The sequence below is a fragment of the Arthrobacter sp. B0427-1-12 genome, from assembly GCF_059092905.1.
Genome location: NZ_JBNHIC010000042.1, coordinates 1 through 25,449 on the forward strand (window position 1 = coordinate 1; position 25,449 = coordinate 25,449).

Below are 25,449 nucleotides of genomic sequence, written 5' to 3' on the forward strand. Positions count from 1 at the left end.
ACTACGGATACCTCTACGGTCACATTCTCAACGAACTGCAGGAATTCATCGTCGACCCCGAGGAAAAGGAACACCTGCTCCGCCTGGGCCTGCACCGACTGCCGGCGCGCGAATTCCCCCACCTGCGGAAACTGGCCCACATCCTCGCCGAATACGACGGCGCCGCCGAACTCGACCAGGGAATCACCATCCTCCTGGCCGGCCTGGAAGCCCAGCTGCACCCCCCCGCCAACAAGGAACCCTGACCGGATCCGCCCCCCGGACCCGATGATCACAGGAGAACACCGATAACAGCGCATATGTCGGGGCTCTTCGGGGGGTAATGGTTAAACGTCATCCTGACGTGGGGAAGCCGTCATTTGCCGGTCACCGGTTTGTTGCCTGCCGCCTGTTGATTCCTCTGTGTGATGAATACGGGATCCCACGGCACTTGGCAAAGCGCAGCAGCAGTCGCAGCTACCCGGCGACGGTTCCTGACGGTGACGGGTGCGGCAGCGGCCCTGGCGCTGACCGGTAGTTTTCTTGATGTGGAGCGGGCTTCGGCCACAGCCTCCGGCGACCGTCTGCCCGGTTACCCGTTCACGCTCGGGATTGCCTCCGGAGATCCGCTGCCCGAGGCGGTGGTGATCTGGACCCGTCTGGCCCTTGATCCGCTCGCCCCGTTCGGCGGAATGAATCCCCGGGAGTATCCGGTTCAGTGGGAGGTGGCCGAGGACGAGGCGTTCCGCACCGTGGTCCAGCGCGGCACCGCCCTGGCCCGGCCCGAGCTTTCCCACAGTGTCCACGTGGATGTGCGGGGGCTGAGTCCGTGGCGGCACTACTGGTACCGGTTCAAGGCCGGATCGCACCTGAGCCCGACAGGACGGACCAGGACCGCACCGGCCGCCCACGCTTCGGTCGGTGCGCTGTCGCTGGCCTTCGCGTCCTGCCAGGTCTGGTACGAGGGCTGGTACACCGCCTACAAGGACATGGCGGCCCGGGACCACGACGTGGTCTTCCACCTGGGTGATTACATCTATGAGTACGGTGTGGGGGCCGACTCGGGCATCCGCAAGCAGGCGGTTCCGGAGGACTTCACCCGCGAGACGATGACCTTGGATGAGTACCGCGGCCGCTACGCCCTGTACAAGTCGGACCCGGACCTGCAGGCCGCGCACGCGGCCGCCCCGTGGATCGTGACGATGGATGACCATGAGGTCGAAAACAACTGGGCCGGCCCCATCTCGGAGAACCGGGCACCGGAAGGCGAGTTCCTCATCCGCCGCGCCAACGCGTTCCGGGCGTTCTGGGAGAACATGCCGTTGCGTCTGGATCAGTCCCCCACCGGACCGGACATGCAGCTCTACCGCCGGTTCCAGTACGGCAACCTGGCCCGCTTCAACGTCCTGGACACCCGCCAGTACCGCTCCGACCAGGCCGCCGGCGACGGCCAGGACGCACCCAACCCGGGCTCGCTCGATCCCGCCCGCACCCTCACCGGAGCCGAGCAGGAACAGTGGCTGCTGGACGGGATGACCGAGCGCTCCGCGACCTGGGAGGTCCTGGCCCAGCAGGTCGCCATGACCCAGCTCGACGTGCGCACCGGACCCGACGTCGTCGTACCCATGGACACCTGGGACGGCTACGCCGCCTCACGCGACCGGGTCCTGCGCGGGGCGCAGGAGCGCGGCGTACGCAACCTGGTCAGCATCGCCGGTGACCTGCACCGCAGTGTCGCCTCCGACCTCAAACTCGACTTCAACAACCCCGACTCCCCCACCGTCGCCTCCGAGTTCGTCGGCACCTCCATCACCTCCGGCGGCGACGGGATGGACCACGACCGCGACGGACTGGTGCTGCTGGAAAGCCCACATGTGAAGTACCACAACTTCCAGCGCGGCTACGTCTCCTGCCGGCTCACCCCGCAGCAGTGGAGCAGCGACTACCGCGTCGCGGACCGGGTCAGCGTCCAGGGCGGCACCATGTCCACCCGGGCCACCCTGACCGTCGAGGAAGGCCGCCCCGGTGTCCACACCCAGTAACCCGACCCGTCCCCGCCGCCCGAACCCTAAAGGATCACCCGTGGCCCACCGTGCCCGCACCGTCGCCCTGCCCCTGGCCGCCGCCGCCGCACTCACCGCCATCGCACTCACCGCAGCCCTGCCCGTCTCCGCGGATGCGGCCGGCAAGCCCGACCGCGGCCGCCCGGCACAGGTCGAACTGGCGGCAACGCCCGAGCAGGTCGACGTCGTCGCCCTTCCATGCCTGCCCAGCGAACTAACCCTGACGATGACGAACACCGGGACCGAGGACGCTTATGCCGACGCCGTCCTTTCCGCGGAACAGCCCCTGTCCCTGTCCCGCAGCGTCTTCTCCAGCTGGCTTCCGGCCGCCGACCCCGACATGCCGGCCGAGACCACCGTCGCGGTCCGGGCTCCGCGCGATGCCGCCCCCGGCACCTACGAGATCCAGGCCGAGGCCGGCCGCGCCAACCTGACCGTTCCGGTCCAGGTCCTGCCGCTGCCGCCCAAGGGGGCAGGTGACAACCTTGCACTCGGCGAGCAGGCAACCGCCTCCTCCACCCACGGCAACTTCAACGTGTGCGGCGCCGTCGACGGCGACGCGGACTCGGAGAACTGGTCCACCAGCACCGGGTGGAATGACGCCACCCGCAGCGTCTTCCCCGACACCTACGACGTCCGGCTCGCCGAACCCGCCGAAATTTCCCGGGTGGAACTGTACAGCCTGGACTCCGCCCGCTACCCCGCGGCCAGGAACGCACTGCGCGACTGGGACGTCCAGGTCCTCAGCGGCGGCCAGTGGCACACCGTCGACGAGGTCCGCGGCAACACCGTCGGCCACATCACCTCCACCTTCACCCCGGTACAGGCCGAGGCAGTACGCGTTATCGCCCTGGCCTCCAACGACGCCGCCTACTCCCGCATCGTCGAACTTCAGATCTTCACCCAATAATCCCAGCCGCAGCGCCGGCCGCATGTGCGGACGCTACATGATGTCGGAGCTGATCGGACCGGCCGGCGAAACAGCCGGCCAGGACGCAACCGCATCGTTTTATACGATGTATCAATTCACCTCCAGGGGCGGTGAGCGGTGCGTGTCATACTTCTTGAGGCGCCCTTCGCCTCTCCCTGTCCCCCAAGAGTGAGAGTCGAAGGGCCTTTCTGTGTCCCGGCCGCCCCGGATGTGCCATGACCCAGCCCGTCTCCCGTCTCAGCCCCTCAGGTCGCCGAGAACCTGGCCGACGCCGGGCAGGCACTCACTGACCCGTCTGGTCCCGGCGGGCAGAAGTGCATGGTCCGCAGCCAGGCGATAACGGCGCATATGACAGCACCGCGCATTCACCGGCGCTGAGCCGCCCGAACCGGACATTACGCTGCGCAAATATCGTTCCGATAAAGCCACCCGGAATGCAGTCAACGGGCAGCGGCGGCTTTTCAGGCCGTGCCGTTGCCTGGTTTCCGGCACTGCCTTGTCCCCCGCGACATTGCCGGGCGGTAAGTCCACGAGGCGGCAGGACACCGGTTGTTTGATCGGGCGTGGTCCTGTACCGGAGAATCGGTCGCATGTGCGGACGCTACGTGATGTCGAAAGCCACCGGGACCTGGTCTCCGCCTTCCGGGCCGACGAGGCCGCGGGGACGGACCTGCGGCCGTCCTGGAATGTGGCTCCGACGTCTGCGGTGGTAGCGGGCTTCGATCCAGTGCACGAGCAACCCGCAGTCCGTGCCGGCAGCGTGGTCTACGGAGCGGATCGGTCAGACGGCTTCGGGTGATCGCCCGGCGGCAGGCTGCGACGTGGGGTCCTGCACGAGTTTCATCGACACGAGCTCGGTGAATCCGGCGCGTCGGGCGAAGCGCACCTTCCGACGCCTGTACACCGTGAAGCCGAGCTTGGCGTAGAGGCCGAGGGCGGGTGCGTTGGTGTCCTTGATGTCCTCGAGCACGTACTCGCGATACCCGGGTAACGTCAGCAGGTGACGCAGCAGCGCGGTCGCGATGCCGCGCCCCTGGTAAGCCGGTTCGGTGGCGACGAACCCGATTTCGGCGAGCCCGGGCCGGGCGCCGTCGGAGGCGCCCATGAACCAGCTGCGGATCACCACGTAGCCAAGCAGCCCGCGCGCCAGCCCGAGGTGACGCCGGATTTCCCGCCATCGCGGCGCGAACAGCGTCTGGCCGCCCTCGGTGAGCGAGGCGAGTCCGGCGGGCTGCCCGTCCACGAGCGCGATGTAGAACCGTTCGAGCAGCAGCATGTGCTCGAACGCGTCAGCCAACTTGCCGGTGTCGCGCGAGAACGCAACGAAGTCCTCCGCGAAGCTGCGCACGTAGACCTCGGTGATACGGCGCCGGTATCCCTCGCCGAGCTTATCTCCCCGCTTGACCACGACCATCGTCTCGACCATCCCCGCCCACCCCGCTTGTCACGCACCCGTACGGGTTCGACCATATCCACCGGCACGCACACCGCAACATCCACTGCCGAACCTATTGACAAAGGGAATGCCGAGCCTTTGGTTGACTCGGTTCCTTATGCCGCCAAGTCGACGGCGTCTTTCATGATGGTCTCGAACTCGATGGGGGTCAATTTCCCGAGCCGGCGTTGTCGGCGTCTGCGGTGGTAGCGGGCTTCGATCCAGTGCACGATCGCGAGCCGGAGCTGCTCGCGGGTGCCCCAGGAGTGCTGGTTGAGGACGTTCTTCTGCAGCAGGCTGAAGAACGGTTCCATCGCCGCGTTGTCCGCGCACGCGCCGACGCAGCCCATCGATCCGCGCAACCCGAATCGGTGCAACGCACGGCGATAGCGCCGGGATCGAAACTGGCCGTATTCAACCGGTCGTTGTAACACCGACTTCATGGAGGTGTTCTATGGGTGTCATCGAGGCGCAGAAGCGGGTGCAGGCCTCCAGGGGGCAGATCGTCTCGCCGGGCAGGCCCACGGTTGCCTGGCGCCTGGGGTCCAAGGCACGGGTGTTGGATGTTCGCCGAGGCTCAGCTCGTCATTCAGGCGAGCTGAGCCTCGGTCGTTGGGTTGTAGAGGTCGATGCACCAGTTGCGGGTGCAGTTGCCGGGTCCGGCACGCCCGTAGGGCGCAGTTGTTGGTGGGCTACTGATCGGCTTCGGTGTGCTCGATGAGGCCGAGAGTGGTACCGCCGGGGTCGCGGACCGCAGCCACCCGGGTTCCACCGCCGACGTCTCGGGGGTCGCCGACGACGGTCGCGCCGGCCTGCTGGACCTTGTCGAGTGCAGCCTTGAGATCGGGGACATGGATATGTGCCACGGTGGACGTCGTTCCGTCGGGCTGGGCTGGGGTGAGCCCGATCTCGATGCCCTCGACGTTGAACCCCACGTAGTAGGGCTGATCGGTGTGCGGTTCGGTGCCGAGGAGGGCGATGTGGATGGCCTTGGCGGCGTCGAGGTCGCTAACGGTGTACACGATGTTTTCGAGAGTGTTCATGCCCCATTGACGTGCGCCGGACCGCATTTGTGACAACGGGGGACAGGCACATTGCGACTGTGGCGTTCGTCAAGGAATCATGACCACTATGAGTGCGACCGAGTTCGAGGCCGAGCGTCCGCGGCTGACCGCGATCGCGGCCCGGATTCTGGGTACCAATGCGGAGGCTGATGACGTGGTCCAGGAGGCTTGGTTGCGGATGGCCCGTGCCGAGACGGTGGAGGACCCACCTGCCTGGCTGACCACGGTTGTCACCCGATTGTGCCTGGACCAGCTGCGCAAGAGGCAGACCAGTTCCGTCGCTGAGGCGGAGTCGACTGCCGATCCGAAGCCGGTCGATCCGGAGGCAGATGCGCTGCTCGTCGAGCAGGTGGGCGGAGCGATGCAGATCGTTCTCGACACCCTTGCTCCGGCCGAGCGGGCAGCGTTCGTCCTCCATGAGGTCTTCGGCTACCCGTTCGCGCAGATCAGCGGCGTCCTGGGTCGCTCGGAGACCGCGGTACGCAAGCTGGCCAGCCGCGCACGGCGCAAGGTGCGCGGCGCCCCACAGACGGAGGAGGATCACGCGGCGCGCGCCGAGAGCCGCCAGGTGGTCGAGGCGTTCCTCGCCGCCGCTCGTGGGGGCGAGCTGGCGACTCTGCTGGACCTGCTGGCGCCGGATGCGGTCATGCAGTCCGACCTGGCCGGTCGACGCATGGGCGCGGAGCCGCTGTACGACGGCGCTGCCGCGGTCGCCGCCCGTTTTCAGGGTGGCGCCCAGGGGGCAAGGTCGGCGTCCATCGACGGCGATCACGGCTTGGCCTGGATCGTCGGCGGCGAGATGAAGGTCGCCTTCGCGTTCCAGGTCGAGGGCGGCCTGGTGCACGAGATCGAGCTGATCGCAGACCCCGAGGTGCTGGCCACCATGAGCGTTGTCCCGTCCGGAACGGACTTCTGAGATGAGGTTCCGCACCGAGGTGGAGCCGCCGGAGCCGATGAGGGGCTTGCAGGTGCCAGCCGAAGTCATCGAGTCGCTCACCGGAGGCAAACAGCCCCGTGTGAGGGTCACGATCAACGGTCACACCTGGAGCACGAGGATCGCGATCATGCGGGGCCGTCACCTGATCGGACTCAGCAACGCCAACCGGTCCGCCTCCGGGGTCGAGGTCGGCGAAGAGGTCGAGGTGCAGGTGGAGCTCGACGCCGAGCCCGTGACGGTCGTCGAGCCCGAGGACTTCGTCGCCGCGCTGGCCGCCGATCCGGCTGCCCGCGCGGTGTACGACCGCCTGACCGTCAGCCAGAAGCGGCAGCACGTCCGCATGATCGAGAGCGCGAAGAAGCCAGAGACGCGCATCCGACGGATCGAAAAGGCCATCGAAGGCTTGCGGCATCACGGGTAGGGCAGGTCTCAGCGTGCCTCGATGAGGCGGACCAGATTTCCGGCCGGGTCCAAGAACGCACAGTCGCGCCCGCCGAACGGGCGCCTGATCGGCTCCTGGATGACCTCCGCGACGCCACTGGCCACGAGCCGGGCGAATCCTCGGTCGAGGTCTGGGGTCGACAGGCTGATGCGGGCGTAGACGCCCTTAGACATCAGCTCGAGGATGGTGCGGTACGGCGTGGAGGTGGGCATGCTGATCGACGTGCTGAACGCCGTCGGACTGGACGGACTGGCGCAGGTGGACCTCGGTGAGCGGCACCACCGCAATTCCTCCGATTCGGCCCTGGCACGGATGGCCATGCAGGTACAGCTGACCGTCCAGTCCCGGCTGCACCAGCACGGGCGGATCACCGTGGCGGACCATCCCTGCACCCAGCTGACGCAGTTCCTGCGTGACGGGGACCGGTTCATCGCCGAGACGAACACCATCGAGCTCTCCGAGCGTCCGCCGATGATCGACATCCCGGACTACCGGACCGGGACCGGACGCCTGCCGGAGTTTTCCTTCACCGTCGACAGCGTCGCATGAGGGCCGGCCCCGCCCCACAGAGGAGGACTCCGCCGTGCCGGCAGCCGATGACAGCCGCCAGAAACCGGCTGGCAGGCCGTGTACGGGGCCTTCCGGAAGAAGCGGTACGCGCACCAGGATTATTCCCGCTCACAGATCCGGCCGCCGCGCCGCCCGCATACCGGCAGCCAAGCTCCCGGCAGGTGCTCCCGGCAAGGAAGGAAACCTCCAACAATTCCGCGGCATCCCTGTGCTGCTGCACTCCGGGGCGGTTGATGCCCCCCGCCGGGCGTGGCTACGATTCAAGTGCAGGCACTCCTGCGGGAACTCCCACCATGGCACCGGCTTATCCTGCCGGCACTTCGAAACATCCACAAAATACGCGGGTGGATTCGGACGCGTTTCTGCCCGTCCTGGGACGAGGAGGAAAAAAATGCAGCATGACGAGTTCATCGGCCAGGTTCAGGCCCGGGCCAAGCTAAGCAGCCGCGGCGACGCCGAACGCGCCACGCGGATCACCCTGGAGACACTCCGGCAGCGGATTCCTCAGGGACTGGCCAACAAACTCGCCGCCCAGCTGCCAGCCGAAATCGGCCACCACCTGGAGGCAAACGGCGAGCCAGTCGATATCTCAACCGGGGAACGGTTCGGCCGGTCCGAATTCATTGCCCGCATCAGCGAACAGTCCGGTGCAGATGAGCCGGCGGCAACCTTCCACGCCCGCGCTGTTCTGGAAGTTGTGGGCGAGGCCGTAGGCGCCAACGAGATGGACAAACTCCGCGGTTCCCTGCCCCCTGACCTCGTCGAACTCATCGACAGCGGCAGCAGCGGAAAGATAACCGGATAGACAGAAACCGGATCCGGTCCATCCGGCACACCGTACCGGACAGACAAGTACCGGACGGGGAGAGCCGCCCCGCCGGCGGCTCTCGGCCGCCGGCGAAATGAACGGACCGCTCCCCAAAGGAAAGCGCCGATAACAGCGTCTATGTCGTTGCGCTCCGGACACCATCAGCTGAAACAGACGCAGTCAGAACCCTGCCCGCACCAGCCACACCCACGGGCTGAATCGTCTGCAATGGCTGTGCGCCTGTATCCGTGGCCGGGTTATGTGGCCGGGTTATGAGGAAGGGTCATCGGGGCCCTTGAGCAGGAAACAGCGCAGGATATACGTCAGCGCGAATCCGGCAGCCGCAACCAGTATCGGCTCCGAGGCTGCCCCCAGGATGAGCAGGACCAGTACCACGGTCAGGAGCGCGCCCGGTCCCGGGCTGTCGGGGGAGAAGCGGAGGAGAGTTTATGGCGCAGGCGGCGTCCCGCTCACGGTAGGGGTCCGCCGGATGGCTGGCAGAAACACTCACGGGCTGGTGACACCCCTTTCCTGAAGCGCGAGCCGCAGGGCCCGCAATCCGTAGTGCAGTCTTGATTTGACGGTGCCGGGAGGCAGCTGAAGCTGGGCAGCCATGTCCGCGATGGATTCTCCGCCGTAATAGGCCAGGACGATCACCGTGCGGTGGTCCTCCGTCAGGTCACTCAATGCCTCCGTGACCAGCCAGGAGTCCAGTACCGCGTCGGTCCGGTCGCCGTCGTCTCCGCCGGCGGCGCCATCGGGAATCTCATCCGTCCGGTACTCGCGGCGCCAGCGTGAACTCCGGCGGTCGTCAATGACAAGGTTCCGTGCCACGGTGTACAGCCAGGCACGGGAATCGCTCGCCGATTGGTCCAGCACCTCCGGCCGTTTCCAGGCCCGCAGCAGCGTTTCCTGGACAACATCCTGGGCAAATTGTTCATCTCCGGTCAGACCGACCACGTAACGCCAGAGCGCCGCCGCATGCTCATCATGCAGGGCTTTGAGCAGGTCCGCCTGACGGTCCGCCATGGTCCATCCTTCCTGAACTGAAAACACAGCCCGTCCGCGAAGGATTCCCTGTGATGGGTGCCATGGACCCCGGCTACCGGAGGCAGCTTGGGAAAGCATGGCTGGTCTTTGGGCAGCTTGTGCCGCCTCCATTACCGCCCGGGAAAGTCGGGCTTCTCCTTCGCGAGGAAGGCGCGGGTGCCTCACGCATATCCTCCGTGGTGAAGGCCCGCGGAAGGCGGCCTTTTCGAGTTCCAGCCCCGCCGCCGCCGGCAGCCCGCCGGCGGCATTGACGGCCTCCCTGGCAAGCCCGACAGCGACCGCAGACGCATCCTGACGTTATACAGCGCCAATTAACTTTCCCGCCGATAACGGCGCATATGTTGTTCGTGCCGTCGGCCTCATGAATGGTCCAAAGAGCTTTGGACGATTTCGCCAGGCATGGGCCGGGATGCAGGTCGCACCCGAATTGTCCAAAGTGCTTTGGACAATTGCTACCGGCCCGGGAGGGCCAGCGGTCCGGTCGGATCCAGCGGTTAGGGTGGATGGGTGTCAAAGATCGAGCCCGACCTGCCCAGCAGTTATGCCGGAATTCTCGCCTCCCTGAAGGAACTGGTCGCATCGTCCCAGCTGCGCGCGCAGCAGGCAGCGAGCACGGCGATGGTCGAAATGTACTGGGCCATTGGAGCAACGATTCTGCAACGCCAGACTCAGGAGCCGTGGGGATCCAAAGTCCTGCAACGGCTTGCGGCAGATCTGAAGGCTGCCTTTCCCCACATGCGAGGCTTCTCCCGCTCCAACCTGTTCTACATGCGCGCCTTCGCTGCTGCCTGGGACTGGTCACAGGCGCCGGTGCGCAGCAGCATCGGTACGTTGCCATGGGGACACATCATCGAGCTGCTCAAGCTGAAGAACCCCGGAGTCCGGGACTGGTACGCCGCAAGGGCAGTCGAGCAGAACTGGAAACTTTCGGTCCTTGAGCATCAAATCGCGACCGGACTCCATCGACGGGTCGGAGCTGCCCCGAACAACCTCGATGCCCGCCTGCCTTCCGATGGCGCCGAGCTTGCCCAGAATGTCGCCAAGGACCCGTTGGTCCTCGATTTCCTCGGTCTAACGACAGAGGCTGAGGAACTGGCCATAGAAGGGGCCATGACACAGCGCATGTCCCAGACCCTTGCCGAGTTCGGCCGCGGATTCGCCTTCTACGGACGCCAATACCACCTCGATGTGGAGGGCGAAGACTTCTACATCGACCTCCTCCTTGTCCACGTCCCGACCAATCGGTTCGTCGTCGTGGAGCTAAAGTCAGGGAAGTTCAAGCCGGAGCATCTTGGACAGCTCAACTTCTACGTCGCCGCTGTCAACAATCTGGTGAAGTTCCCCGGGATGGCTCCTACCGTGGGAATCCTTGTCTGCGGGTCCAAGCACGACCCAACGGTCCGCTACGCACTCGACGGGTCTTCCCAGCCCATCGCTGTCACCTCATACACCTATGACACGCTGCCGGCGAAGGAACGCGAAGCGCTGCCCTCCCCCGCCGCAATCACGGCGGCGCTGGAGCAAGGTACCGTGGCAGACCCTGAAACGCCCTAGGTCTGCGGTCATCTCCGGCACCGCTCCGCCAGGCACCCGCCCGGGGTGTTGAGCCGAATACGCCGTTATTTACACAGTCCCCCCACCCACCGATAACAGCGCATATGACAGCGTGGCTTTGGAGGATTCGGGATATGGGTCATCTCACCTTGGGCACCGTTGTCATGATGCAGCGTCAGGTGCGGATTCGGTCGGCGGCAGTTACCCGTTGTTCAACCAGCGCTTCGAAATCGGGCACGTCCCTTCCGACGAGGGTGGGCCAGAAATGGACGCCGGGGGTTGGGGGCAGTGTCACCATGTTGGGAACCCCGAGCGTAACAGCGCCGGAGGCATGGGCGGAGGCTACCCCGGGGATCGAGTCCTCGACCGCGACGATCCGATCCAGGGACAGGTGGGGAATCCGGTGGCCCATCTGTTCAGCGGCCATCAAATACGGCTCGGGGTGCGGCTTGCCCCGGGCGACCATTTCCCCGGTAACCAGAAATTCAAAGGTGTCCGCGGGCAGGTGCCTGGTGACTTCTACGGCCAGGGCGCTATCGCTCATGGTTACCACGGCGCAGGGTATTTCCGCCCGGCGCAGCTGGAACAGCATGTCTCTGACCCCTGGACGCCAGGGGATGCGGGTGCGCACCTGCTCGATGACCGAGCGGGTCAGTTCTTCTATGATCGCGGGAACGGACAGCTCAGCTCCCGCCGCCTGCAGGATCCGGGCGGACACGGGCAGGGGATTGCCGACCAGGGATTTCGCCTGGTCGTCGGTCCACCCAACGCCGAACCTGGCCAGCAGTTGCCGTTCGGCATTGAACCAGTAGGGCTCAGTGTCCACCAGGGTGCCGTCCATGTCCCAGAAAACGGCCTGGAGCATCAGGCCGCCTGCCCTTCCGGAACCGCTACCAGGCGGACCCGGACGCCCTGCGACCTGACCTCGTCCACGAACCCGCCCGGAGCCCCCTCGTCGGTGATCAGTTCGTCGATGTCCTTCCACCCGCACACCAGATGCACTGAGTTGTCCGCCAGTTTCGAACTGTCCATCAGCAGGACACGCCGCCGGGCGGAGCGCAGCATTTCCGTCTTGAGCGCCACGATCTTTTCCTCCTGGTGGTAGATCCCGACGGCATCGGCGCTGGTGGTGGAGAAGTACAGGGTGTCCACGCGTAGGGCGCGCACGGCCTGGATGGCCCCGATCCCCAGGAAGGATTCGTGGCCGTGGTCGTAGTCTCCGCCGAGGGCCTGGACGGCGATCCCGCTGTTGGCCAGTTCGGCCAGGACGGGAAGATAGTTGGTGACGATCCGCAGGCCTTCGATTGTCTCCACGTGCGGGATCATCCGGGCGACCGTGGTTGAGTCATCGAGCATGATGACCTGTCCGGTCTGTACCGACTGAGCGGCAGCAGCGGCCAGCGCCTGTTTTTGCGGGACTGCGATCCGGGCGCGCAGTGAGGCGGCGATTTCATAACTGCTGGTGCGTTCGACGACGACGCCGCCGTGGAACTTGCGGACCATGCCGCGGCGCTGCAGTTCATCGAGGTCTCGGTGGATGGTCATCACGGACACATCGAAGAGCGCGGCAAGGCTCTGGGGCGATGCCGACTTGTCCTCCATCAGGTTCTGGAGGATCCCGTCCAGCCGCTCCTGCCGGGCGCTTGTTACTGACCGCTGAATGCCCACGTGGCAACCTTTCTCGGTTCGGAAACGTCCATCATTTATATCACCTTTAGTGTGATGAACACTTGCTGAACCGTGAGCCAAATTTTGCTTCCCTGTTGGGAAATTTCAGCCGTCGGAAGCTTTCCGGGGGGCCCGACCAGCCCACGACTTCATTGATTTTTCGCGGATTAATGAACCTAGGCAGAAGCTCCGGCAGCATCTTCCGCTGATTTTGACCCCCGCTGGAGAGCGGTGGAATCATGAACCCGCGACTGTGAAGATCACACTCAACTTGAAACAAATTCGGGGAGCATTTCGGTTATGACTTTGGCTTCAGCGCCTCCGGTTCGGACGTCCGCTGCATCTGGCCGCGCAGCCCCGCCGCCGGCTCCGCCGGGTACCTCGGCGCCGGCTTCGGCAACCCGCAGGAAACGGAACCGGCGCGCTTACGGACTGTTTGCGCTGCTTGCCTTCCCCAACCTGGTCCTGATCGCCGTTTTCGCCTATTGGCCGGTGATTGGAAACCTGGGACTGAGCCTGACCAGCTGGGACATGGTGGCCCCGCAGCCGTTATTCGTCGGGCTGGACAATTACGCCCGGCTGTTCACTGATCCGGATTTTTTGGCGGTCATGAGCCGCACGCTGACCTGGGTGGTCGCCGTCGTCGGCCTCAGCCTGGTGCTGGGACTGGCGCTGGCGCTCCTGTTCACCGTCCGGCTGCCCGGCACCGGGGCGGTGACGGCCATGGCCTTCAGCCCGCATGTGATTTCCGGAGCGGCCGTTGCAGCGGTCTGGCTGTTCATCTTCGATCCGAACTACGGACTGTCGCGCGCGTTTTTCGCCGCCTTCGGCCTCGGTTCGCCGAGCTGGACCACCGAAACCGCCTGGGCGCTGCCGGCGCTGATCATCGTCGCGGTGTGGAAGGGCGTCGGCTTCGTGGCCATCGTGTACTTGGCGGCCCTGCACGGCATTCCCCAGGATGTCCAGGACGCGGCGCGCCTGGACGGGGCAAACCGCTGGCAGGTTTTCCGGTATGTCATCATGCCGCTGCTATCCCCCACGACGTTCTTTTTGACCATCACCCAGATCATCAGCGCCTTCCAGTCCTTCGATCTGATCGCGATGATGACCGGCGGCGGTCCGGCAGGCTCCACCACCACGCTGAGCTGGTTCATCTACGAGCAGGGCTTCCAATCCTTCGACGCCGGATACGCGGCGGCCGCTTCGGTCCTCATGTTCGTGATCCTGCTGGGGGTAACCGCGCTGCAGATGCGCTACGCCGAACGAAAGGTCCACTACTGATGTCCGCCCCCACCCGTAGGAACACAGGCGCCCGGCGCATCCCCTACCGTGCCCTGCCGCTGCTGGTGCTGGCAGCCCTGCTGTTCCTGGTCCCCGCCTACTGGCTGGTCAGCTCCGCGCTCAAACCCAATGCGGACATTTACCAGTGGCCACTGAACCTGTGGCCGGATACCTTCACTCTGGAGAATTTCCGCACCGCCCTGGCTGCCGCCCCCTTCGACCGCTTCTTCCTGAACTCAGTGATCATTGTGGCAATCGGGTCCACCATCAAGGTGGTCCTGGCCGTCTGCACCGCCTATGCTTTTGCGTTCCTGCCGTTTCCAGGCAAGAAGTGGCTGTTCCTGGGCACCCTCGGAGCCCTGATGGTTCCCGGGCATGTGACCCTGCTGATCAACTACGTGACCGTGGGCAACCTGGGCCTGATCAACTCCTACGCCGGCATCATACTGCCCGGCCTGGGCTCCGCCTTCGGCACCTTCCTGCTGCGCCAGCACTTCCTGGCACTGCCCAAGGAAGTCATGGAAGCCGCCGAACTCGACGGCGCCGGCCACCTGCGCCGGCTCTTCCACTTTGTGCTGCCCATGTCCGTCCCCGCCGTTGCCACCGTGGCCCTGATCGCCGTGATCGACGACTGGAACGACTTCATCTGGCCGATGCTGATCACCAACACTCTGGAGATGCGCACCATGCCCATCGGCCTGATGTACCTCAAGCAGACCGAAGGCCTCGATGACTGGGGGGCCATCATGGCCGGAACCGTCCTGGTGATCCTGCCCATGCTCCTGCTGTTCCTGTTCGCCCAGCGCTACATCGTCGCCGGCCTGGCCGGATCCGTCGTCAAGCGCTGACCCCCCTCGTACCGACCCATCATCCGACGCACCTATCAGGAGAAGACCGTGAATTTCCCCTCCCAGTCCGCCCGACGCCCTGTCAGCAGGCGGGGCTTCCTCGCCGGACTAGGCACCGCCGCCCTTGCCTTGCCGCTGCTCACCGCCTGCGGCTCGCCCGCCTCAGGCAACAATGTCCCGGTCTATTCCCAGCCCGACGTCAAGATTCCCTCCCAGTACGCCGGCCGGACCGCCGTCGTTGTCTGGAGTTCCTGGGGCGGCAATAACGGCAAGGTCTTCGCCTCCCTGATCCAGCAGTTCAACGAATCCCAGGACAGCATCTATGCCGAGGTCCAACAGTTCGACGGCTACGAGGGCGTCGCGGAGAAGATCACCGCGGGCCTGCAGGCCCGCCAGATCCCGGAACTGGCGGTCTTCTCCGACGTTCACTGGAACCGGTTCTTCCTCAACGGCACGCTGGAACCACTCAACTCCTACCATGGCGACGGTTTCGGACCGGAGACCTACCACGAGCGGTTCTACCAGGAAGGTGTGGTCCGGGGCGAGTCCTACTGGATCCCCTTCGCCCGCTCCACCCCGCTGTTCTACTACAACAAGGAAATCTTCGCCGCAGCAGGGCTGCCGGACCGCGCACCGGAAACCTGGGAAGAGTTCCGGGGCTGGGGCAAGGAAATCACCGGTATGAACTACAACGGCAACACCGTAAAGATGCGCGCCCTCACCGGCGGCGACGACTGGTACTTCAGCGGCCTGCTCTGGGCCTTCGGCGGAGCCATCTCCGAGGGCCTGGATGTGAAGCTGGACATCCCCGAATCCATTGCCGCCGCCGAATTCGACCGCTCCACCGTCCACGACGACAAAATCGCCTACCTGGCCCAGAGCTTCGTCAACGACTTCACCAACGGCCAGGCAGCCACCGTCACCCAGTCCACCGGCGGCCTCACCGGGCTGAGCAAGGAAGCGAAGTTCGAGTTCGGCACCGGATTCCTCCCCAAGGGCATCACCACAGGCGTCCCCACCGGCGGCGGCGGACTGTCCATCCTGCGCAACGCCGACCCGGAACGCAAGGCCGCGGCCGTCGAGCTGCTCAAGTTCCTGGCCGCCGAACAGGCCTCCGCCACCTGGACCGCCGAAACCGGATACCTTCCCTGCACCACCGCAGCCCTGAACTCCACCAGAATCAAGGACCTGATGGCCGCGGACCCCAACTACAAGGTCGCCGTGGACCAGCTGGCCATCGCCCAAGGCCCCGACCACGTGCGCAAATACGTCAACAGCGGCATCACCGAGATGAAGGACCTGATCCAGAAGCTGTACGTCAAGAACGAATCAAGCCAGACGGTCATGAAGACCACCGCGGATAACCTGCGCCGCGGCGCGGACGCCATCCGGGCCCAGTACGAAGAGAAGGTCGCCTGAGATGAACCGTCCCCGCTTCAGCCTCGTGGGCCACCGCGGTGCCATGGCCGATGCCCCGGAAAACAGCATCGAGTCCTACCTGCTCGCCGAGCGCAGCGGCGCCGACGAACTCGAACTGGACATCCGGATTACCCGCGACGGCGTCCCCGTCGTCCTGCACGACCCCACCCTGGCCCGCGTGGCAGCGGCCCCCGGACCGCTGACCGAGGTGCCCGTGACCGAGCTGGAACTGCAGCGGCTGCGCACCGTGACCCTGGACTCCGGACATCCGGTTCTGACCTTTGCCGAGGTCCTGGACGCCACCACCGTGACACTTCAGGTCGAGATCAAGGACCCGGACGCCGTCCCGGCCCTGGCCGAACTGCTCGCCGCCCGGCCGGCTGATGCCCCGCGGATCCAGTTCACCAGTTTCCAGCCCGAGGCCCTGTTCCGGCTGCGCCGGCATGCACCGGAAATACCCCGCGGACTGATTGTCAGCCGCTACGCCGATGCCGACAAGCATCCAGGCGGACTGGACGGAATCCTGGAAGCCACCGGCTCCGGCACGTTCTACTGCGGCTTCGAGGGCCTCACCGCCGAAGAGGTCAAACGGCTGCACCTTGCCGGCTACCAGGTACACACGTGGCCGCTGCGTTCGGCTGCCGACGTGCAGCGGGCACTGGACCTGGGGGTCGACGGCGGCACGGCCGACGACCCGGGCCTCGCCCGCCAGTGGCTCACCGAAGCCGCAGCAAAGATCAACCAACCCGCCTAAAGGAGCCATCATGACAAAACCCATCCTGCGGATCGCCTCAGCGCTGGCCGCCGCGGCGCTGCTCGCAACACCCGCCGCCCCTGCCACCGCCCAGTCCCCGGCGGCCACCGCCCTGGCTGCCGCGCTTCCCTGCCAGGACGCACCCCGCACGCCCGTGATGACCGAAGCGGTCTTCAACAATCCCGCTGCAGGCCAGGCGACCGCCGTCGTCGAACAGATCTGCAGCCTGGTCCACCAGGCCCCGGCCGGCTCGCAGATACGCCTGGCCCACTTCGTTATTTCGGGCGACGCCGGCATGGACTTCACCAACGTGCTGCTCGCCGCGCACCAGCGCAACGTGGACGTGCAGGTGGTGATCGACGGCTGGCAGGTGGACAACCCGGCCTCGGTGAAACTCATCGAGGAACTGGGCCAGGACAAATCCGCCCGCTCATGGGTCCATGTGTGCAGCCACGAATCGCCGGAGGGCAACACCTCCTCCTGCATCGGCACCAAGGGACAGCACAACAAGTTCTACCTCTTCTCCGAAACCGGCGGCGAAGAAAACGTGGTGGTCCAGTCCTCGGCCAACTTCACGAACGTGAACTCCCGAACGTACTGGAACAATGCCCTGACCTTTACGGGCAACCACAAGCTGTACGAGGCCTACAACACCTACTTCGAGGACCTCGCCGCCGAAGTCCAGGACCCGGACTACTACCGCACCGTCTCCACCGGCATGAACGGCGGACAGGTGAGCGCCCACTTCTTCCCCAGCGCCACCGTCGATCCCATTCGGGACCGGGTGGAGCAGCTGGGCTGTAAGAACAACGGAGACACGGAAATCCGTATCGGCATGTCCGAATGGGACGAATCCCGGATCGGCATCGCCGGCCGCCTGGTGGAAATGGCCGCAGCCGGCTGCACCGTCCGAATCGTGCACGGCCCCATGGACGACGCCGTGACCCAGCGCCTGGCCGCCCAGCCCGGCATCGAGCTGCGCGAACTCAACTCCGGGCAGCTGCCGGGCCGGATCCACTCGAAGTACCTGATCGCCGAAGGCGCCACCGGCACCGGTTCCTCCGGCCAGCTGGTGATGACCGGCAGCCACAATTACAACTCGACCTCACTGCACCGCAACGACGAGGCCATCGTCGAGACGTCGGACGCCGGAATCTACGAACAGTACAAGGACAACTTCGAGACCATGTGGGCGGCAGCGCAGTAGCCTCCCACCACTGGAACGTCGACGGCGGCACCCAACCGGGTGCCGCCGTCGCGCTCTCCGCGCCGCCTGAACTGCCCGCGCCAGTCGACGGAAAGACGACCGCGGACGGGGGAATCCCGGCTAAACGCCGATAACAGCGCATATGACGTCAGACCGCCCATGAACTTCGAGTGTCAACCGTCTGCGGTCGACTGTGGAGAGTATCAGCGCGGGGTTACGGCTGCGGCGGAGAGCTGCGCGCGAAGACCCGCCCGGTGCCGGTGGCAGCGGAGTAGTCATCCCGTAGCGGGTGATGCCGGCACCCACCCGGTGCCGACATCACCCATTTATGGGAACCTGCGTTTCCCGTCCAGGGCCGGCTTCACGGCAGCGCCGGTACGATGAACCGCTGGTACAGCCATTCGAAGAATGTTGTGGTTCCCATTTGGATTTGCGCGGTTCCGAACCGCGGCACCGCTGCGTCATCGGCGGCAGTCTGTTCAAGGGGAAATGTCAGGGCTGAGAGCTGTACGTCTTCCCCGAGGTCAACCGGTGCCAGGACGCTGGCCGGAATCATTCGCAGGTGTGGGGCAGGGTCTGCCACGGCAAACGTCCCCGCTTCGGTTTGAAGAACCAGTCCAGAGCGGAAAACCTTGATTTCCTGCCCGGCGTCCAGGTCCGGGACGGCTGAGGATTCGGCGAAGACCAAAGCCGGCCCCTGCTGGTCCTGGATAAATCCGGCGTTTGCCGTTGATGGAACGCGAAGGAAAAAGCCCGCGGCCAGTACAACGGCCAGTAAGGCCGCAGAAACGGCTGAGATGCGAAGGCGGGACGAACCCGTTGCTTCCTTGACGATGACACCGTAGCCTCCCACGAGTCCCAGCAGAACCAGCGCGACAATGATGAGGCAGACCCACGCCCCCACGATGCCGAATCCGGAGATAACATCCAGCCACAGTGATAGGGCTGTTCCCACCAGATAGACGGGGAACAGCAGGCAGGCGAGACCGAAGGCCCTGGCCCAGCGGATATCAGGAAGTTCATAATCGCGGGAAGATCCGAACATCAGGCGGGCCAGCAGTCGACGGGCGTCCCGCATGGCCTTATCGCGCAGGTGGCTCACGTTGACGTAGGACATCAGTGCGATATAGCCATCGAACTTGACAAAGGGGATCAGGTTCACGAGTGCGGCAATGTACCCGAATACTGCAAAAAGGAGCAGTGCACTTTTCACTGCGGGGTCCGCCGTCAGAGGTGCCGCAAGTGCGGCAAGGCCGGCCAGGAAGCTCTGGGTGAGGACGCCCGAGAGGGCAATCCAGACACGGTGCATTTTTGAATCAAGACGCCACCCGTCTGAGACATCGCAGAAGAACGCGGGAGTCAGGTAAAAGAGCATGAAGCCCATCCGTCTGGTCCGCCCGCCGAAGGCTGTCAATGCCATTCCGTGCCCGAATTCGTGGAGCATGGTCGCGGCAAACATGCCAACGATTACCCACAGATACACGCCAAGCGGCAGCCGGTTTCCGAGTACCTGGACCACGTCGCCGAAGTTCAGCGCGAGGGCAGCGAGTCCGGCCAGGACAATGACGGTCGAAGCGATGACTGTGGGTCTGGAGAGCAGCCGTCGCAGTCCGGAGTCCATTCGGCCCAGAAGCCTGCTCGGATCGAGCAGAGTGACCTGCAGCGTCAGGGGCGGAACATACCGTATCCACCTGGCGGCGCTTGGAACGGCGCTCCCGTCGTCCAGGAAGCCCTTTTGGGCCAGCGAATTCAGTGCTTGCTCCACAGCATCGGTGGTCCATCCCCGTCCGGTTTCGGTCCGCAGCCTGGATGCCAGCTGCTCGGGGGGTGATGCCCCGTCCAGTGCACGCATGAGCGCGGCAATGTCTGCGGAGACTTGGTACACCCTGCCCGCCTCGTCGGCGGCAGTCCAGCCGCCTCCCGAAGGGCCGACCTGCAGACTGTCCCGCAGCCTTGCTGGCCGGTCCAGGTCCGGAAGGGGCGGTGGTGTGCGGGTAGACATTTAGGCCAGATCCTTGCGCGCAGTAATGAAGTAGCCTGCTGCACCCAGTGCGGTGATCCAGGCGGCAATCACAATTCCCGCGCCCGGCGCCTCCAGCAGTCCAGGGCGGGGATCAAGGTAGAGCGAGCCCATGGCATTGGTCATAAAGAACCTGCCCACGTCAGGAGCGATGGCGTGCAGAGCAGGCTCGACGAGCAGACACAGGCCCACGACTATCAGTAGTCCGGCGATGACATTACGCACTATCAGGCCGATACAAACACCCCACAGCCCGGACACCGTGTTCACGATGAAGCAGCCCACGAACACCAGCCAGGCTTCCCGGGAGAAGTTCACTTCGGCGTCCACCGTCTTCAGCAACAGCCATGCGGACGGCAGCGACAGAATGGCGGCCGTTGCCGCACCGATAAGACCGATGACGGCCCCCGCAGCGAGCTTGTTGATAAAAAAGGCAGCCCGTCCCCCGCCCAGGAGGATCGATCGCTGCGCTGTGCCCTGACGGAAGTCACGCGCAACAAAATATGCCCCATACATCCCGATGACCAGCGACATGGCGAACCAATTGCGGACAACCTCCGTCGTGGCCCATTCCGGTGCTGAGCCTGGCGCGATTTCCGCCTGGCGGCCCGAGAGGATTCCCCACGCCGAAAGCACGATGAAGAAGACGCCTGCAACCAGGAACGCAGCAAATGTTGTTCCCGTCCGCAGTTTGGTCATTTCCGATGTCAGGCCGTTAAGCATGCGTACGCACCTCCGTTGTCGTATTGCCCGCCGGCGGCACCAGATCGAAGAAGCACTCTTCCAGGCGCCGTTCTCCGTTGCCGGTCAGCTCTGAGAGGGTGCCGGCGAACCGGAGGCTCTGCTGCAGAATGACGACGTCATCGACCGTCTGTTCGACTTCGGCCAGCATATGGCTGGACAGCAGGACCGTCGTTCCATCTGCGGCACGGTTCCTGAGGAAGGTCCGAAGCCAGCGGATGCCGTCCGGGTCCAGACCGTTGGTGGGTTCGTCCAGGATCAGCACCCTCGGGTCCGCCAGCATCGCCACGGCCAGGGCATGCCGCTGCCGCATGCCCGTTGAAAGTTTTTTCACGACCCGGCCAGCTGCATCCTCCAGCCCTACCAGCTCAATGACCTCGCTGATCCGGCGCTTTGGCAGTCCGAGCAGGCCCGTCCATACAGCCAGGTCACGACGGACCGTGGCGTCGGGTGTGGAGGCGATTCCTTCGATGCTGACTCCCACGTTCCGGCTCTCGGGACCGAGATCCGCAAAGCGCCGGCCGAACACTTCGGCAGACCCGGAGGAAGGGCTGATAAGCCCAAGGAGACCGCGGAGGGACGTTGATTTGCCGGCCCCATTGCGGCCAAGAAGTCCTACGATCCTGCCTTCATCGACCGAAAAGGTGAGGTCGTCGACCACCGCTCGGCCCTGGTAGATTTTCGAAAAATTCCGGAATTCCAGTACGGCGTTCATATGGTTCAGGGCCTGATTCTCAACTTGACGATACCGGCCGCAACCAGGATGGCCGCAATAACGAACAGGACCCCTGCCCCGATCCTCGCCGGTGTGGAATTACTGTTCATGAAGAAGGGGACCGTTACAAATGCCATAACGATTCCAACTCCCAACATCACGAACGCGATGGTGCTATTGGCCGTCCCGGTACTCACGGATCACTGCCTTTCTGTGGTGTAGCGTCCCGGAGCGGGGCGAAGCCGAGGCGCCGCCCCGCTCCGGGGGTTTTCTTGTTTGGGCTAGGTCAGGATGAGCACGCCGCCGCCGACCAGAAGGCCGCCGACGATAACACCTGATGCGAAACCGGCTGCGGTGTCCCAGAAACCGGGTGCCTCCAGCTGCTCCAGCTCGTCGATGGTCAAATCGAGCGGAGCGGACGGGCTCTCAAGGAGTTCCAGCATGTCGATATTCCTCTTCTTTCGGTGCGAATGCTTTTCAATGTCTACGTCAGCGCTACGATGGCGGCCGCCGTCCCCAGCGCGGCGATGCCGGCGCCCACGCCGACCACGAATCCGCCCCAGAAGTCAGGAGCCTCCATGGTCTCCAGCTCCGTGACATCCAGGTCGAGCGGCAGGTTCTGCATTTCGTTGTTCATTTTTTCCCCCCTTTCGGTTTATCTCAGGCCGCACCGGTTGTGCGGGCCAAGCGCGTGTCACTGCCGGAGAACACCTCCAGCAGGAAGTCAGCTACATCGGTTGAGGTCAGGCCTCCCAGCATTGGCAGTCCGGCGCCCCAGGCGCGCGCGGTCCGGCGGGCAATGACCTCGATTGATTCCTCATCGAGATCGAATTCCCGGTCCAGAAGCCACCTTTTGAGCAGGCCCTGGATGCCGTCCGAAGCGCTCTTAGCGAAGTCCAGGGCACCGGCAGCGGACAGGGCTTCCCGGACGCGGGTCAGGCGTGCCGGATGCCCAAACCGGAAGTCCCCCTGTTCAATCCGTTGCCAGATGCCCGGCAGAATGGCACAGACCGCGTCCATTTTGGTGATGCCCAGCGCTGTGGAAACTTCCGTTGCGATGATCCAGGGAGCGGTTCCATACTGATTCCGGCCCAGGCTGGTCCATCCGGTCTGGGAGAACGCACTTAGCTCGGCGATGTCCCGCCGCAGGCTTTCGGCTTCCGTGCTGCAGGGGGGCGGCAGACTGCTGATCTCTTCCCCGGACCGGGCCAGAGCCTGGATCGTTGCCAGGGCGAGGACGTCGGAGGAGGTCCTGCCATGACTGCTGTGGACAAAAAGCGTGGAGATCCGGAAGATCGCTTCGAATGTTCCTGCAAGGAGCAGCCCGGTGGGCAGAGTCCCGGTCAGGGTGGGGTCAAGCAGCGCAGCGTCCGCCCGCAACGGTGAACCGGAGAGGAGCCTTCGGTGCCCCCGATGCATGAGACATGCATTGAGGCCCATTTCGGCTCCTGTTCCCAGCGTCGTCGGCACCAATATCAGGCAGGTTCCGTCCGCGCGGTCATCAGAGAGCACTACATGGCCTGACCGGCTGTGGGAGGTGGCAGCAGCCCGGTGCCGCGGCGTGCGGACCGCGGCGGCCAGCTTTGCGCTGTCCATTGCCGTCCCGCCCCCGACGCCGACAATAAACGGTATTGAACCGATCTCCCGGAGAAGGCGGTCCAGCTCTTCGGAGTCGGCAGCGGGATCGACGACGGTTAGCCGCCCCCAATTGCCGAGCTCATTGAGCAGCTCCTGACCTGCCGCAGTTGCCGAGACAGCGGGATCAACCACCGCGGCGATCTGTCCGTTGGACGCCTGTTCCAGTCGTTTCCCCAGCCAGTGCATCAGGTCCTGCCGGGCTGTGAGCAGTACCGGACCCGAAGGGACGGTCCTGACCACGCCGGTCACTGTTCTGTCCCCTGTCCCGAGGCGGCAAAGGAGCTGACGCCGATGTTCAGGGCGTCGAACAGTTCGGTGAGGTCTGCCTGGGTGTACGTGAGGGCGGGAATCAGCTGAAAGCCCCGGGGCCCGGGATGCACGATTGCTCCGGCATCCCTGATGGACCTGATCAGCCGCGCGATCCCCTCACCGCTGGGCCAGTCTCCGTTGGCGTCAACGACATCGACGGCGCGGAAGCAGCCGCGGCCGCGGTGGGCTTGCACCTGCGGGACAGCCGCAGTCAGCCGTTCCAGTCCGGCGTCCAGTCCGGCCGCCACGTCCTTGGCGTTGGACAGTGCGTCCAGCCTGTCAAACTCGTCCAAAGTCGCCATGATGGCGGCCGCCGTCGGCGGAGTGCCGGCCTGGGTTTCCCCATGGGCAAACGTTTCGCCTGCACCTATGAAAAGCCGTGCTATGCGGGCCGAGACCAGGATGGCGGCGGCTGCGCAGGTTCCGTTGGTCAGGCCCTTCGAGGTGATGAGGACATCCGGGGCCTGTCGCCATTGCGAGGAGGCAAACATGCTTCCCGTGCGTCCAAACCCCGTGGCGACTTCGTCGGCAACAATGAGGAATCCGTGTTTCTCACGCAGCCGGATGAGCTCCGTCAGGAACTCGTCGGATACGGTGTAGGCACCGGTGCCCAGGACCGGTTCGATGACAACGGCAGCGATCCGGTCGCCCTGCAGTGCCATGAGCTGGTTCAGCTCGTCCGGAGTGTCGAAGGAAATGTGCCGGATGAGGCGTTGGTCCACGCCGTAAAGACGCTGCCCGAGGTCCTCGCCGGTGAGGGCGAAACTGCCGTAGGTCAGTCCGTGGTAGCTGCCCCGCAGCGATACGACGATCTGTTTTGCCGGGTACCGGTCCAGCCTCTGGGTCTGGCGGGCCAGCTTCATCACGACGTCGTTGGCAGCGCTTCCGGAGGTCGAGAAGATAACCCGGGCGTAGTCTTCCTCCCCGGCTGCCTGTATCAGGCGGGCGGAGGCGTTTTCCGCCTGGCTGCTCCAATAGCGGAACAGGGTCGCGTAGGAGGATTCGAGCAGGGCCTGGTTGACTGCCTCGGCAATGGCGGCATTGCCGTAGCCCAGATTCACATTCCACAGGCCGCTTGTGGCACAGAGCACTGCTGCACCGTCGGCGAACCGGATGCGGTGCCCCTGGGCGGATTCGATCTGCAGGTCGCCGGGATTATGCTCGGACAGCGGCAGCAAGGCAGGCCACAGGCGGCTAGGCATTTTCGCCTGCTTCCAGGATGACGATGTCATGAGCCGTTCCGGGGGTACTGACCGGATGCTGTGCGAACGTACGGAGGCCGGCCTCTTCCATCTCAGCCATGAGCTGCGCCGGAGGCAGGATCCTCACCGTGGTGCGGAAAACAGGAACGGCGGTTCCGGCCGGGCGCTCGTCCGGGATGACCGTGATTTCCCGGACGCTCCGGTCCCCGACAATGTGCTCGTACAACGTGTAGGGCCGGCCCTCCCTGTCGAACACTGCCTGTTCTGAATCGATCGGGGTACCCGCACGGGCGAGCTCCGGGTCACCGTCCGTCACGGTGGTCGAGAGGTAAAGCCGGCCCGAAGCGGTCAGAGCAGAGCGGATATTCCTGAAGAACCGGTTCCGCTGGGCTTCATTCAGGAGTGAAATTGAAACGCAGCCAAGAATTGCCGTATTGAACAGGCCCGGGCATCTTATGGTCGAAATATCACCATGAATGAGTGTCAGCCGCTCAGCCAGATGCGGGTATTCGCTCTCCAGCCGGCGTGTCAGGTGAGCCAGCATTGATTCCGAAATGTCCACGGCCGTCACCTCCTTGCCCATCGCAAGGAGCGGAAACGTGAAGCGCCCGGTACCGCAGGCCAATTCCAGGACAGGCCCCGAGGATTTGCGTGCAATGCTGATAATTTCCCGCAATTCATGTGCATCCTGGAGCGCGACTGCCTCGTACAGTCCCGCGCCCAGAGGATCATAAATGTCATGGAACTCCGCAGGGCCGTCCAGCTGCTCGATAATGGAGGCGGCGGTTCCGGAAACTGATGCCGTCAGCATGGA

Annotated in this window: 27 protein-coding genes and 2 pseudogenes; 14 read left to right on the plus strand and 15 right to left on the minus strand. The window is 64.7% G+C overall.

Going from position 1 to position 25,449, the window contains the following annotated elements:
- The 4 genes and pseudogenes from AC5RWU_RS18765 to AC5RWU_RS18780 form a co-directional block, all read left to right on the plus strand.
- Positions 1 to 245: pseudogene (locus AC5RWU_RS18765) on the plus strand (TetR/AcrR family transcriptional regulator); the annotation flags it as partial.
- Positions 246 to 479: 234 nt separating this feature from the next.
- Positions 480 to 2,021, plus strand: coding sequence for an alkaline phosphatase D family protein (locus AC5RWU_RS18770; protein ID WP_494037139.1), 1,542 nt, complete (start codon positions 480 to 482; stop codon positions 2,019 to 2,021).
- A 40-nt stretch (positions 2,022 to 2,061) separates the two neighbouring features.
- The gene (locus AC5RWU_RS18775) at positions 2,062 to 2,952 is read left to right on the plus strand and encodes a galactose-binding domain-containing protein (RefSeq protein WP_494032463.1); all 891 of its coding nucleotides are present in this window, start codon (positions 2,062 to 2,064) and stop codon (positions 2,950 to 2,952) included.
- Positions 2,953 to 3,565: 613 nt separating this feature from the next.
- Positions 3,566 to 3,772, plus strand: coding sequence for a hypothetical protein (locus AC5RWU_RS18780; RefSeq protein ID WP_494032464.1), 207 nt, complete (start codon positions 3,566 to 3,568; stop codon positions 3,770 to 3,772).
- Here the strand turns inward: AC5RWU_RS18780 and AC5RWU_RS18785 are convergent.
- From AC5RWU_RS18785 to AC5RWU_RS18795, 3 genes and pseudogenes are all read right to left on the minus strand, one after another.
- A complete protein-coding gene (locus AC5RWU_RS18785; protein WP_494032465.1) occupies positions 3,755 to 4,399 on the minus strand; it encodes a GNAT family N-acetyltransferase in 645 nt (214 codons plus the stop codon). The two genes, AC5RWU_RS18780 and AC5RWU_RS18785, sit on opposite strands and share 18 nt — an antisense overlap.
- Before the next feature lie 125 nt (positions 4,400 to 4,524).
- Positions 4,525 to 4,815, minus strand: a pseudogene (locus AC5RWU_RS18790) (integrase core domain-containing protein); the annotation flags it as partial.
- A gap of 285 nt (positions 4,816 to 5,100) precedes the next feature.
- Entirely contained in the window at positions 5,101 to 5,451 is a 351-nt protein-coding gene (locus tag AC5RWU_RS18795; RefSeq protein ID WP_494032466.1) for a VOC family protein, read from the minus strand.
- Between the two features lie 79 nt (positions 5,452 to 5,530).
- On the opposite strand from AC5RWU_RS18795, the gene AC5RWU_RS18800 reads away from it, so the two are divergent.
- Together AC5RWU_RS18800 and AC5RWU_RS18805 are read left to right on the plus strand one after the other, a co-directional pair.
- Positions 5,531 to 6,388 carry a sigma-70 family RNA polymerase sigma factor gene (locus AC5RWU_RS18800; protein WP_494032467.1) on the plus strand — a complete coding sequence of 286 codons (858 nt, stop codon included), beginning with the start codon at positions 5,531 to 5,533 and terminating at the stop codon, positions 6,386 to 6,388.
- 1 nt (position 6,389) lies between these two features.
- Positions 6,390 to 6,830: a YdeI/OmpD-associated family protein gene (locus AC5RWU_RS18805; RefSeq protein WP_494032468.1), complete on the plus strand. Its 441-nt coding sequence runs from the start codon at positions 6,390 to 6,392 to the stop codon at positions 6,828 to 6,830.
- Between the two features lie 8 nt (positions 6,831 to 6,838).
- On the opposite strand, the gene AC5RWU_RS18810 is transcribed toward AC5RWU_RS18805, so the two are convergent.
- A complete protein-coding gene (locus tag AC5RWU_RS18810; RefSeq protein WP_494002614.1) occupies positions 6,839 to 7,063 on the minus strand; it encodes a VOC family protein in 225 nt (74 codons plus the stop codon).
- On the opposite strand from AC5RWU_RS18810, the gene AC5RWU_RS18815 reads away from it, so the two are divergent.
- Positions 7,062 to 7,400, plus strand: coding sequence for a hypothetical protein (locus AC5RWU_RS18815; protein ID WP_494002613.1), 339 nt, complete (start codon positions 7,062 to 7,064; stop codon positions 7,398 to 7,400). The two genes, AC5RWU_RS18810 and AC5RWU_RS18815, sit on opposite strands and share 2 nt — an antisense overlap.
- A gap of 412 nt (positions 7,401 to 7,812) precedes the next feature.
- A complete protein-coding gene (locus tag AC5RWU_RS18820) occupies positions 7,813 to 8,226 on the plus strand; it encodes a DUF2267 domain-containing protein (protein WP_494032469.1) in 414 nt (137 codons plus the stop codon).
- Positions 8,227 to 8,736: 510 nt separating this feature from the next.
- Here AC5RWU_RS18820 and AC5RWU_RS18825 read toward each other — a convergent pair.
- The gene (locus tag AC5RWU_RS18825; protein WP_494032470.1) at positions 8,737 to 9,258 is read right to left on the minus strand and encodes a sigma-70 family RNA polymerase sigma factor; all 522 of its coding nucleotides are present in this window, start codon (positions 9,256 to 9,258) and stop codon (positions 8,737 to 8,739) included.
- A gap of 528 nt (positions 9,259 to 9,786) precedes the next feature.
- Between AC5RWU_RS18825 and AC5RWU_RS18830 the strand changes: the two genes are divergently transcribed.
- Positions 9,787 to 10,833 carry a PDDEXK nuclease domain-containing protein gene (locus AC5RWU_RS18830; RefSeq protein ID WP_494032471.1) on the plus strand — a complete coding sequence of 349 codons (1,047 nt, stop codon included), beginning with the start codon at positions 9,787 to 9,789 and terminating at the stop codon, positions 10,831 to 10,833.
- A gap of 175 nt (positions 10,834 to 11,008) precedes the next feature.
- Here the strand turns inward: AC5RWU_RS18830 and AC5RWU_RS18835 are convergent, their stop codons facing one another.
- Both AC5RWU_RS18835 and AC5RWU_RS18840 read right to left on the minus strand, forming a co-directional pair.
- Positions 11,009 to 11,698 carry an HAD family hydrolase gene (locus AC5RWU_RS18835; RefSeq protein WP_494032472.1) on the minus strand — a complete coding sequence of 230 codons (690 nt, stop codon included), beginning with the start codon at positions 11,696 to 11,698 and terminating at the stop codon, positions 11,009 to 11,011.
- The gene (locus tag AC5RWU_RS18840) at positions 11,698 to 12,501 is read right to left on the minus strand and encodes a DeoR/GlpR family DNA-binding transcription regulator (protein ID WP_494032473.1); all 804 of its coding nucleotides are present in this window, start codon (positions 12,499 to 12,501) and stop codon (positions 11,698 to 11,700) included. Before AC5RWU_RS18840 ends, AC5RWU_RS18835 begins: the two co-directional genes overlap by 1 nt.
- A 300-nt stretch (positions 12,502 to 12,801) precedes the next feature.
- On the opposite strand from AC5RWU_RS18840, the gene AC5RWU_RS18845 reads away from it, so the two are divergent.
- Genes AC5RWU_RS18845 through AC5RWU_RS18865 form a run of 5 tightly spaced genes read left to right on the plus strand, consistent with a single transcriptional unit; the run spans position 12,802 to position 18,010 of the window.
- Positions 12,802 to 13,782, plus strand: a complete 981-nt coding sequence (locus AC5RWU_RS18845) for a carbohydrate ABC transporter permease (RefSeq protein ID WP_494032474.1) — start codon at positions 12,802 to 12,804, stop codon at positions 13,780 to 13,782.
- Positions 13,782 to 14,630, plus strand: a complete 849-nt coding sequence (locus AC5RWU_RS18850; protein WP_494032475.1) for a carbohydrate ABC transporter permease — start codon at positions 13,782 to 13,784, stop codon at positions 14,628 to 14,630. Before AC5RWU_RS18845 ends, AC5RWU_RS18850 begins: the two co-directional genes overlap by 1 nt.
- A 48-nt stretch (positions 14,631 to 14,678) precedes the next feature.
- Positions 14,679 to 16,049, plus strand: coding sequence for an ABC transporter substrate-binding protein (locus AC5RWU_RS18855; protein WP_494032476.1), 1,371 nt, complete (start codon positions 14,679 to 14,681; stop codon positions 16,047 to 16,049).
- 1 nt (position 16,050) lies between these two features.
- A complete protein-coding gene (locus tag AC5RWU_RS18860; RefSeq protein ID WP_494032477.1) occupies positions 16,051 to 16,803 on the plus strand; it encodes a glycerophosphodiester phosphodiesterase in 753 nt (250 codons plus the stop codon).
- Positions 16,804 to 16,813: 10 nt separating this feature from the next.
- Complete coding sequence (locus tag AC5RWU_RS18865; RefSeq protein WP_494032478.1) at positions 16,814 to 18,010, plus strand: phospholipase D-like domain-containing protein; 1,197 nt, start codon at positions 16,814 to 16,816, stop codon at positions 18,008 to 18,010.
- A gap of 361 nt (positions 18,011 to 18,371) precedes the next feature.
- Here the strand turns inward: AC5RWU_RS18865 and mpaP are convergent, their stop codons facing one another.
- The 8 genes from mpaP to mpaM all read right to left on the minus strand — a co-directional run bounded on the left by mpaP (position 18,372) and on the right by mpaM (position 25,446).
- Positions 18,372 to 20,012, minus strand: a complete 1,641-nt coding sequence (mpaP, locus tag AC5RWU_RS18870; RefSeq protein WP_494032479.1) for a daptide biosynthesis intramembrane metalloprotease — start codon at positions 20,010 to 20,012, stop codon at positions 18,372 to 18,374.
- Positions 20,013 to 20,753, minus strand: a complete 741-nt coding sequence (locus AC5RWU_RS18875; protein WP_494032480.1) for a hypothetical protein — start codon at positions 20,751 to 20,753, stop codon at positions 20,013 to 20,015.
- Positions 20,746 to 21,486, minus strand: coding sequence for an ABC transporter ATP-binding protein (locus AC5RWU_RS18880; protein WP_494032481.1), 741 nt, complete (start codon positions 21,484 to 21,486; stop codon positions 20,746 to 20,748). Before AC5RWU_RS18880 ends, AC5RWU_RS18875 begins: the two co-directional genes overlap by 8 nt.
- A 281-nt stretch (positions 21,487 to 21,767) precedes the next feature.
- The gene (locus tag AC5RWU_RS18885; RefSeq protein ID WP_494032482.1) at positions 21,768 to 21,929 is read right to left on the minus strand and encodes a hypothetical protein; all 162 of its coding nucleotides are present in this window, start codon (positions 21,927 to 21,929) and stop codon (positions 21,768 to 21,770) included.
- Positions 21,930 to 21,970: 41 nt separating this feature from the next.
- A complete protein-coding gene (locus AC5RWU_RS18890) occupies positions 21,971 to 22,123 on the minus strand; it encodes a daptide-type RiPP (protein WP_494032483.1) in 153 nt (50 codons plus the stop codon).
- A gap of 23 nt (positions 22,124 to 22,146) precedes the next feature.
- Positions 22,147 to 23,373 (minus strand): daptide-type RiPP biosynthesis dehydogenase, encoded by a 1,227-nt coding sequence (gene mpaC / locus AC5RWU_RS18895; RefSeq protein WP_494037140.1) that lies wholly within the window; start codon positions 23,371 to 23,373, stop codon positions 22,147 to 22,149.
- Positions 23,370 to 24,635 carry a daptide-type RiPP biosynthesis aminotransferase gene (mpaD, locus tag AC5RWU_RS18900; RefSeq protein ID WP_494032485.1) on the minus strand — a complete coding sequence of 422 codons (1,266 nt, stop codon included), beginning with the start codon at positions 24,633 to 24,635 and terminating at the stop codon, positions 23,370 to 23,372. The genes mpaC and mpaD overlap by 4 nt, the downstream gene beginning before the upstream one ends.
- Positions 24,628 to 25,446 (minus strand): daptide-type RiPP biosynthesis methyltransferase, encoded by an 819-nt coding sequence (gene mpaM, locus AC5RWU_RS18905; RefSeq protein WP_494032486.1) that lies wholly within the window; start codon positions 25,444 to 25,446, stop codon positions 24,628 to 24,630. The genes mpaD and mpaM overlap by 8 nt, the downstream gene beginning before the upstream one ends.
- Positions 25,447 to 25,449: the final 3 nt, after the last annotated feature.

What these genes read in the sequence shown, in the direction of transcription:
- AC5RWU_RS18875 (WP_494032480.1), bottom strand. Translation starts at nt 20,753, where the DNA reads ATGCTTAACGGCCTGACATCGGAAATGACCAAACTGCGGACGGGAACA.
- AC5RWU_RS18815 (WP_494002613.1), top strand. Translation starts at nt 7,062, where the DNA reads ATGCTGATCGACGTGCTGAACGCCGTCGGACTGGACGGACTGGCGCAG.
- AC5RWU_RS18795 (WP_494032466.1), bottom strand. Translation starts at nt 5,451, where the DNA reads ATGAACACTCTCGAAAACATCGTGTACACCGTTAGCGACCTCGACGCC.
- AC5RWU_RS18880 (WP_494032481.1), bottom strand. Translation starts at nt 21,486, where the DNA reads ATGAACGCCGTACTGGAATTCCGGAATTTTTCGAAAATCTACCAGGGC.
- AC5RWU_RS18845 (WP_494032474.1), top strand. Translation starts at nt 12,802, where the DNA reads ATGACTTTGGCTTCAGCGCCTCCGGTTCGGACGTCCGCTGCATCTGGC.
- AC5RWU_RS18785 (WP_494032465.1), bottom strand. Translation starts at nt 4,399, where the DNA reads ATGGTCGAGACGATGGTCGTGGTCAAGCGGGGAGATAAGCTCGGCGAG.
- mpaP (WP_494032479.1), bottom strand. Translation starts at nt 20,012, where the DNA reads ATGTCTACCCGCACACCACCGCCCCTTCCGGACCTGGACCGGCCAGCA.
- AC5RWU_RS18810 (WP_494002614.1), bottom strand. Translation starts at nt 7,063, where the DNA reads ATGCCCACCTCCACGCCGTACCGCACCATCCTCGAGCTGATGTCTAAG.
- AC5RWU_RS18860 (WP_494032477.1), top strand. Translation starts at nt 16,051, where the DNA reads ATGAACCGTCCCCGCTTCAGCCTCGTGGGCCACCGCGGTGCCATGGCC.
- AC5RWU_RS18885 (WP_494032482.1), bottom strand. Translation starts at nt 21,929, where the DNA reads ATGCTGGAACTCCTTGAGAGCCCGTCCGCTCCGCTCGATTTGACCATC.
- AC5RWU_RS18805 (WP_494032468.1), top strand. Translation starts at nt 6,390, where the DNA reads ATGAGGTTCCGCACCGAGGTGGAGCCGCCGGAGCCGATGAGGGGCTTG.
- AC5RWU_RS18835 (WP_494032472.1), bottom strand. Translation starts at nt 11,698, where the DNA reads ATGCTCCAGGCCGTTTTCTGGGACATGGACGGCACCCTGGTGGACACT.
- AC5RWU_RS18865 (WP_494032478.1), top strand. Translation starts at nt 16,814, where the DNA reads ATGACAAAACCCATCCTGCGGATCGCCTCAGCGCTGGCCGCCGCGGCG.
- AC5RWU_RS18890 (WP_494032483.1), bottom strand. Translation starts at nt 22,123, where the DNA reads ATGAACAACGAAATGCAGAACCTGCCGCTCGACCTGGATGTCACGGAG.
- mpaM (WP_494032486.1), bottom strand. Translation starts at nt 25,446, where the DNA reads ATGCTGACGGCATCAGTTTCCGGAACCGCCGCCTCCATTATCGAGCAG.
- AC5RWU_RS18825 (WP_494032470.1), bottom strand. Translation starts at nt 9,258, where the DNA reads ATGGCGGACCGTCAGGCGGACCTGCTCAAAGCCCTGCATGATGAGCAT.
- mpaD (WP_494032485.1), bottom strand. Translation starts at nt 24,635, where the DNA reads ATGCCTAGCCGCCTGTGGCCTGCCTTGCTGCCGCTGTCCGAGCATAAT.
- AC5RWU_RS18820 (WP_494032469.1), top strand. Translation starts at nt 7,813, where the DNA reads ATGCAGCATGACGAGTTCATCGGCCAGGTTCAGGCCCGGGCCAAGCTA.
- AC5RWU_RS18800 (WP_494032467.1), top strand. Translation starts at nt 5,531, where the DNA reads ATGACCACTATGAGTGCGACCGAGTTCGAGGCCGAGCGTCCGCGGCTG.
- AC5RWU_RS18850 (WP_494032475.1), top strand. Translation starts at nt 13,782, where the DNA reads ATGTCCGCCCCCACCCGTAGGAACACAGGCGCCCGGCGCATCCCCTAC.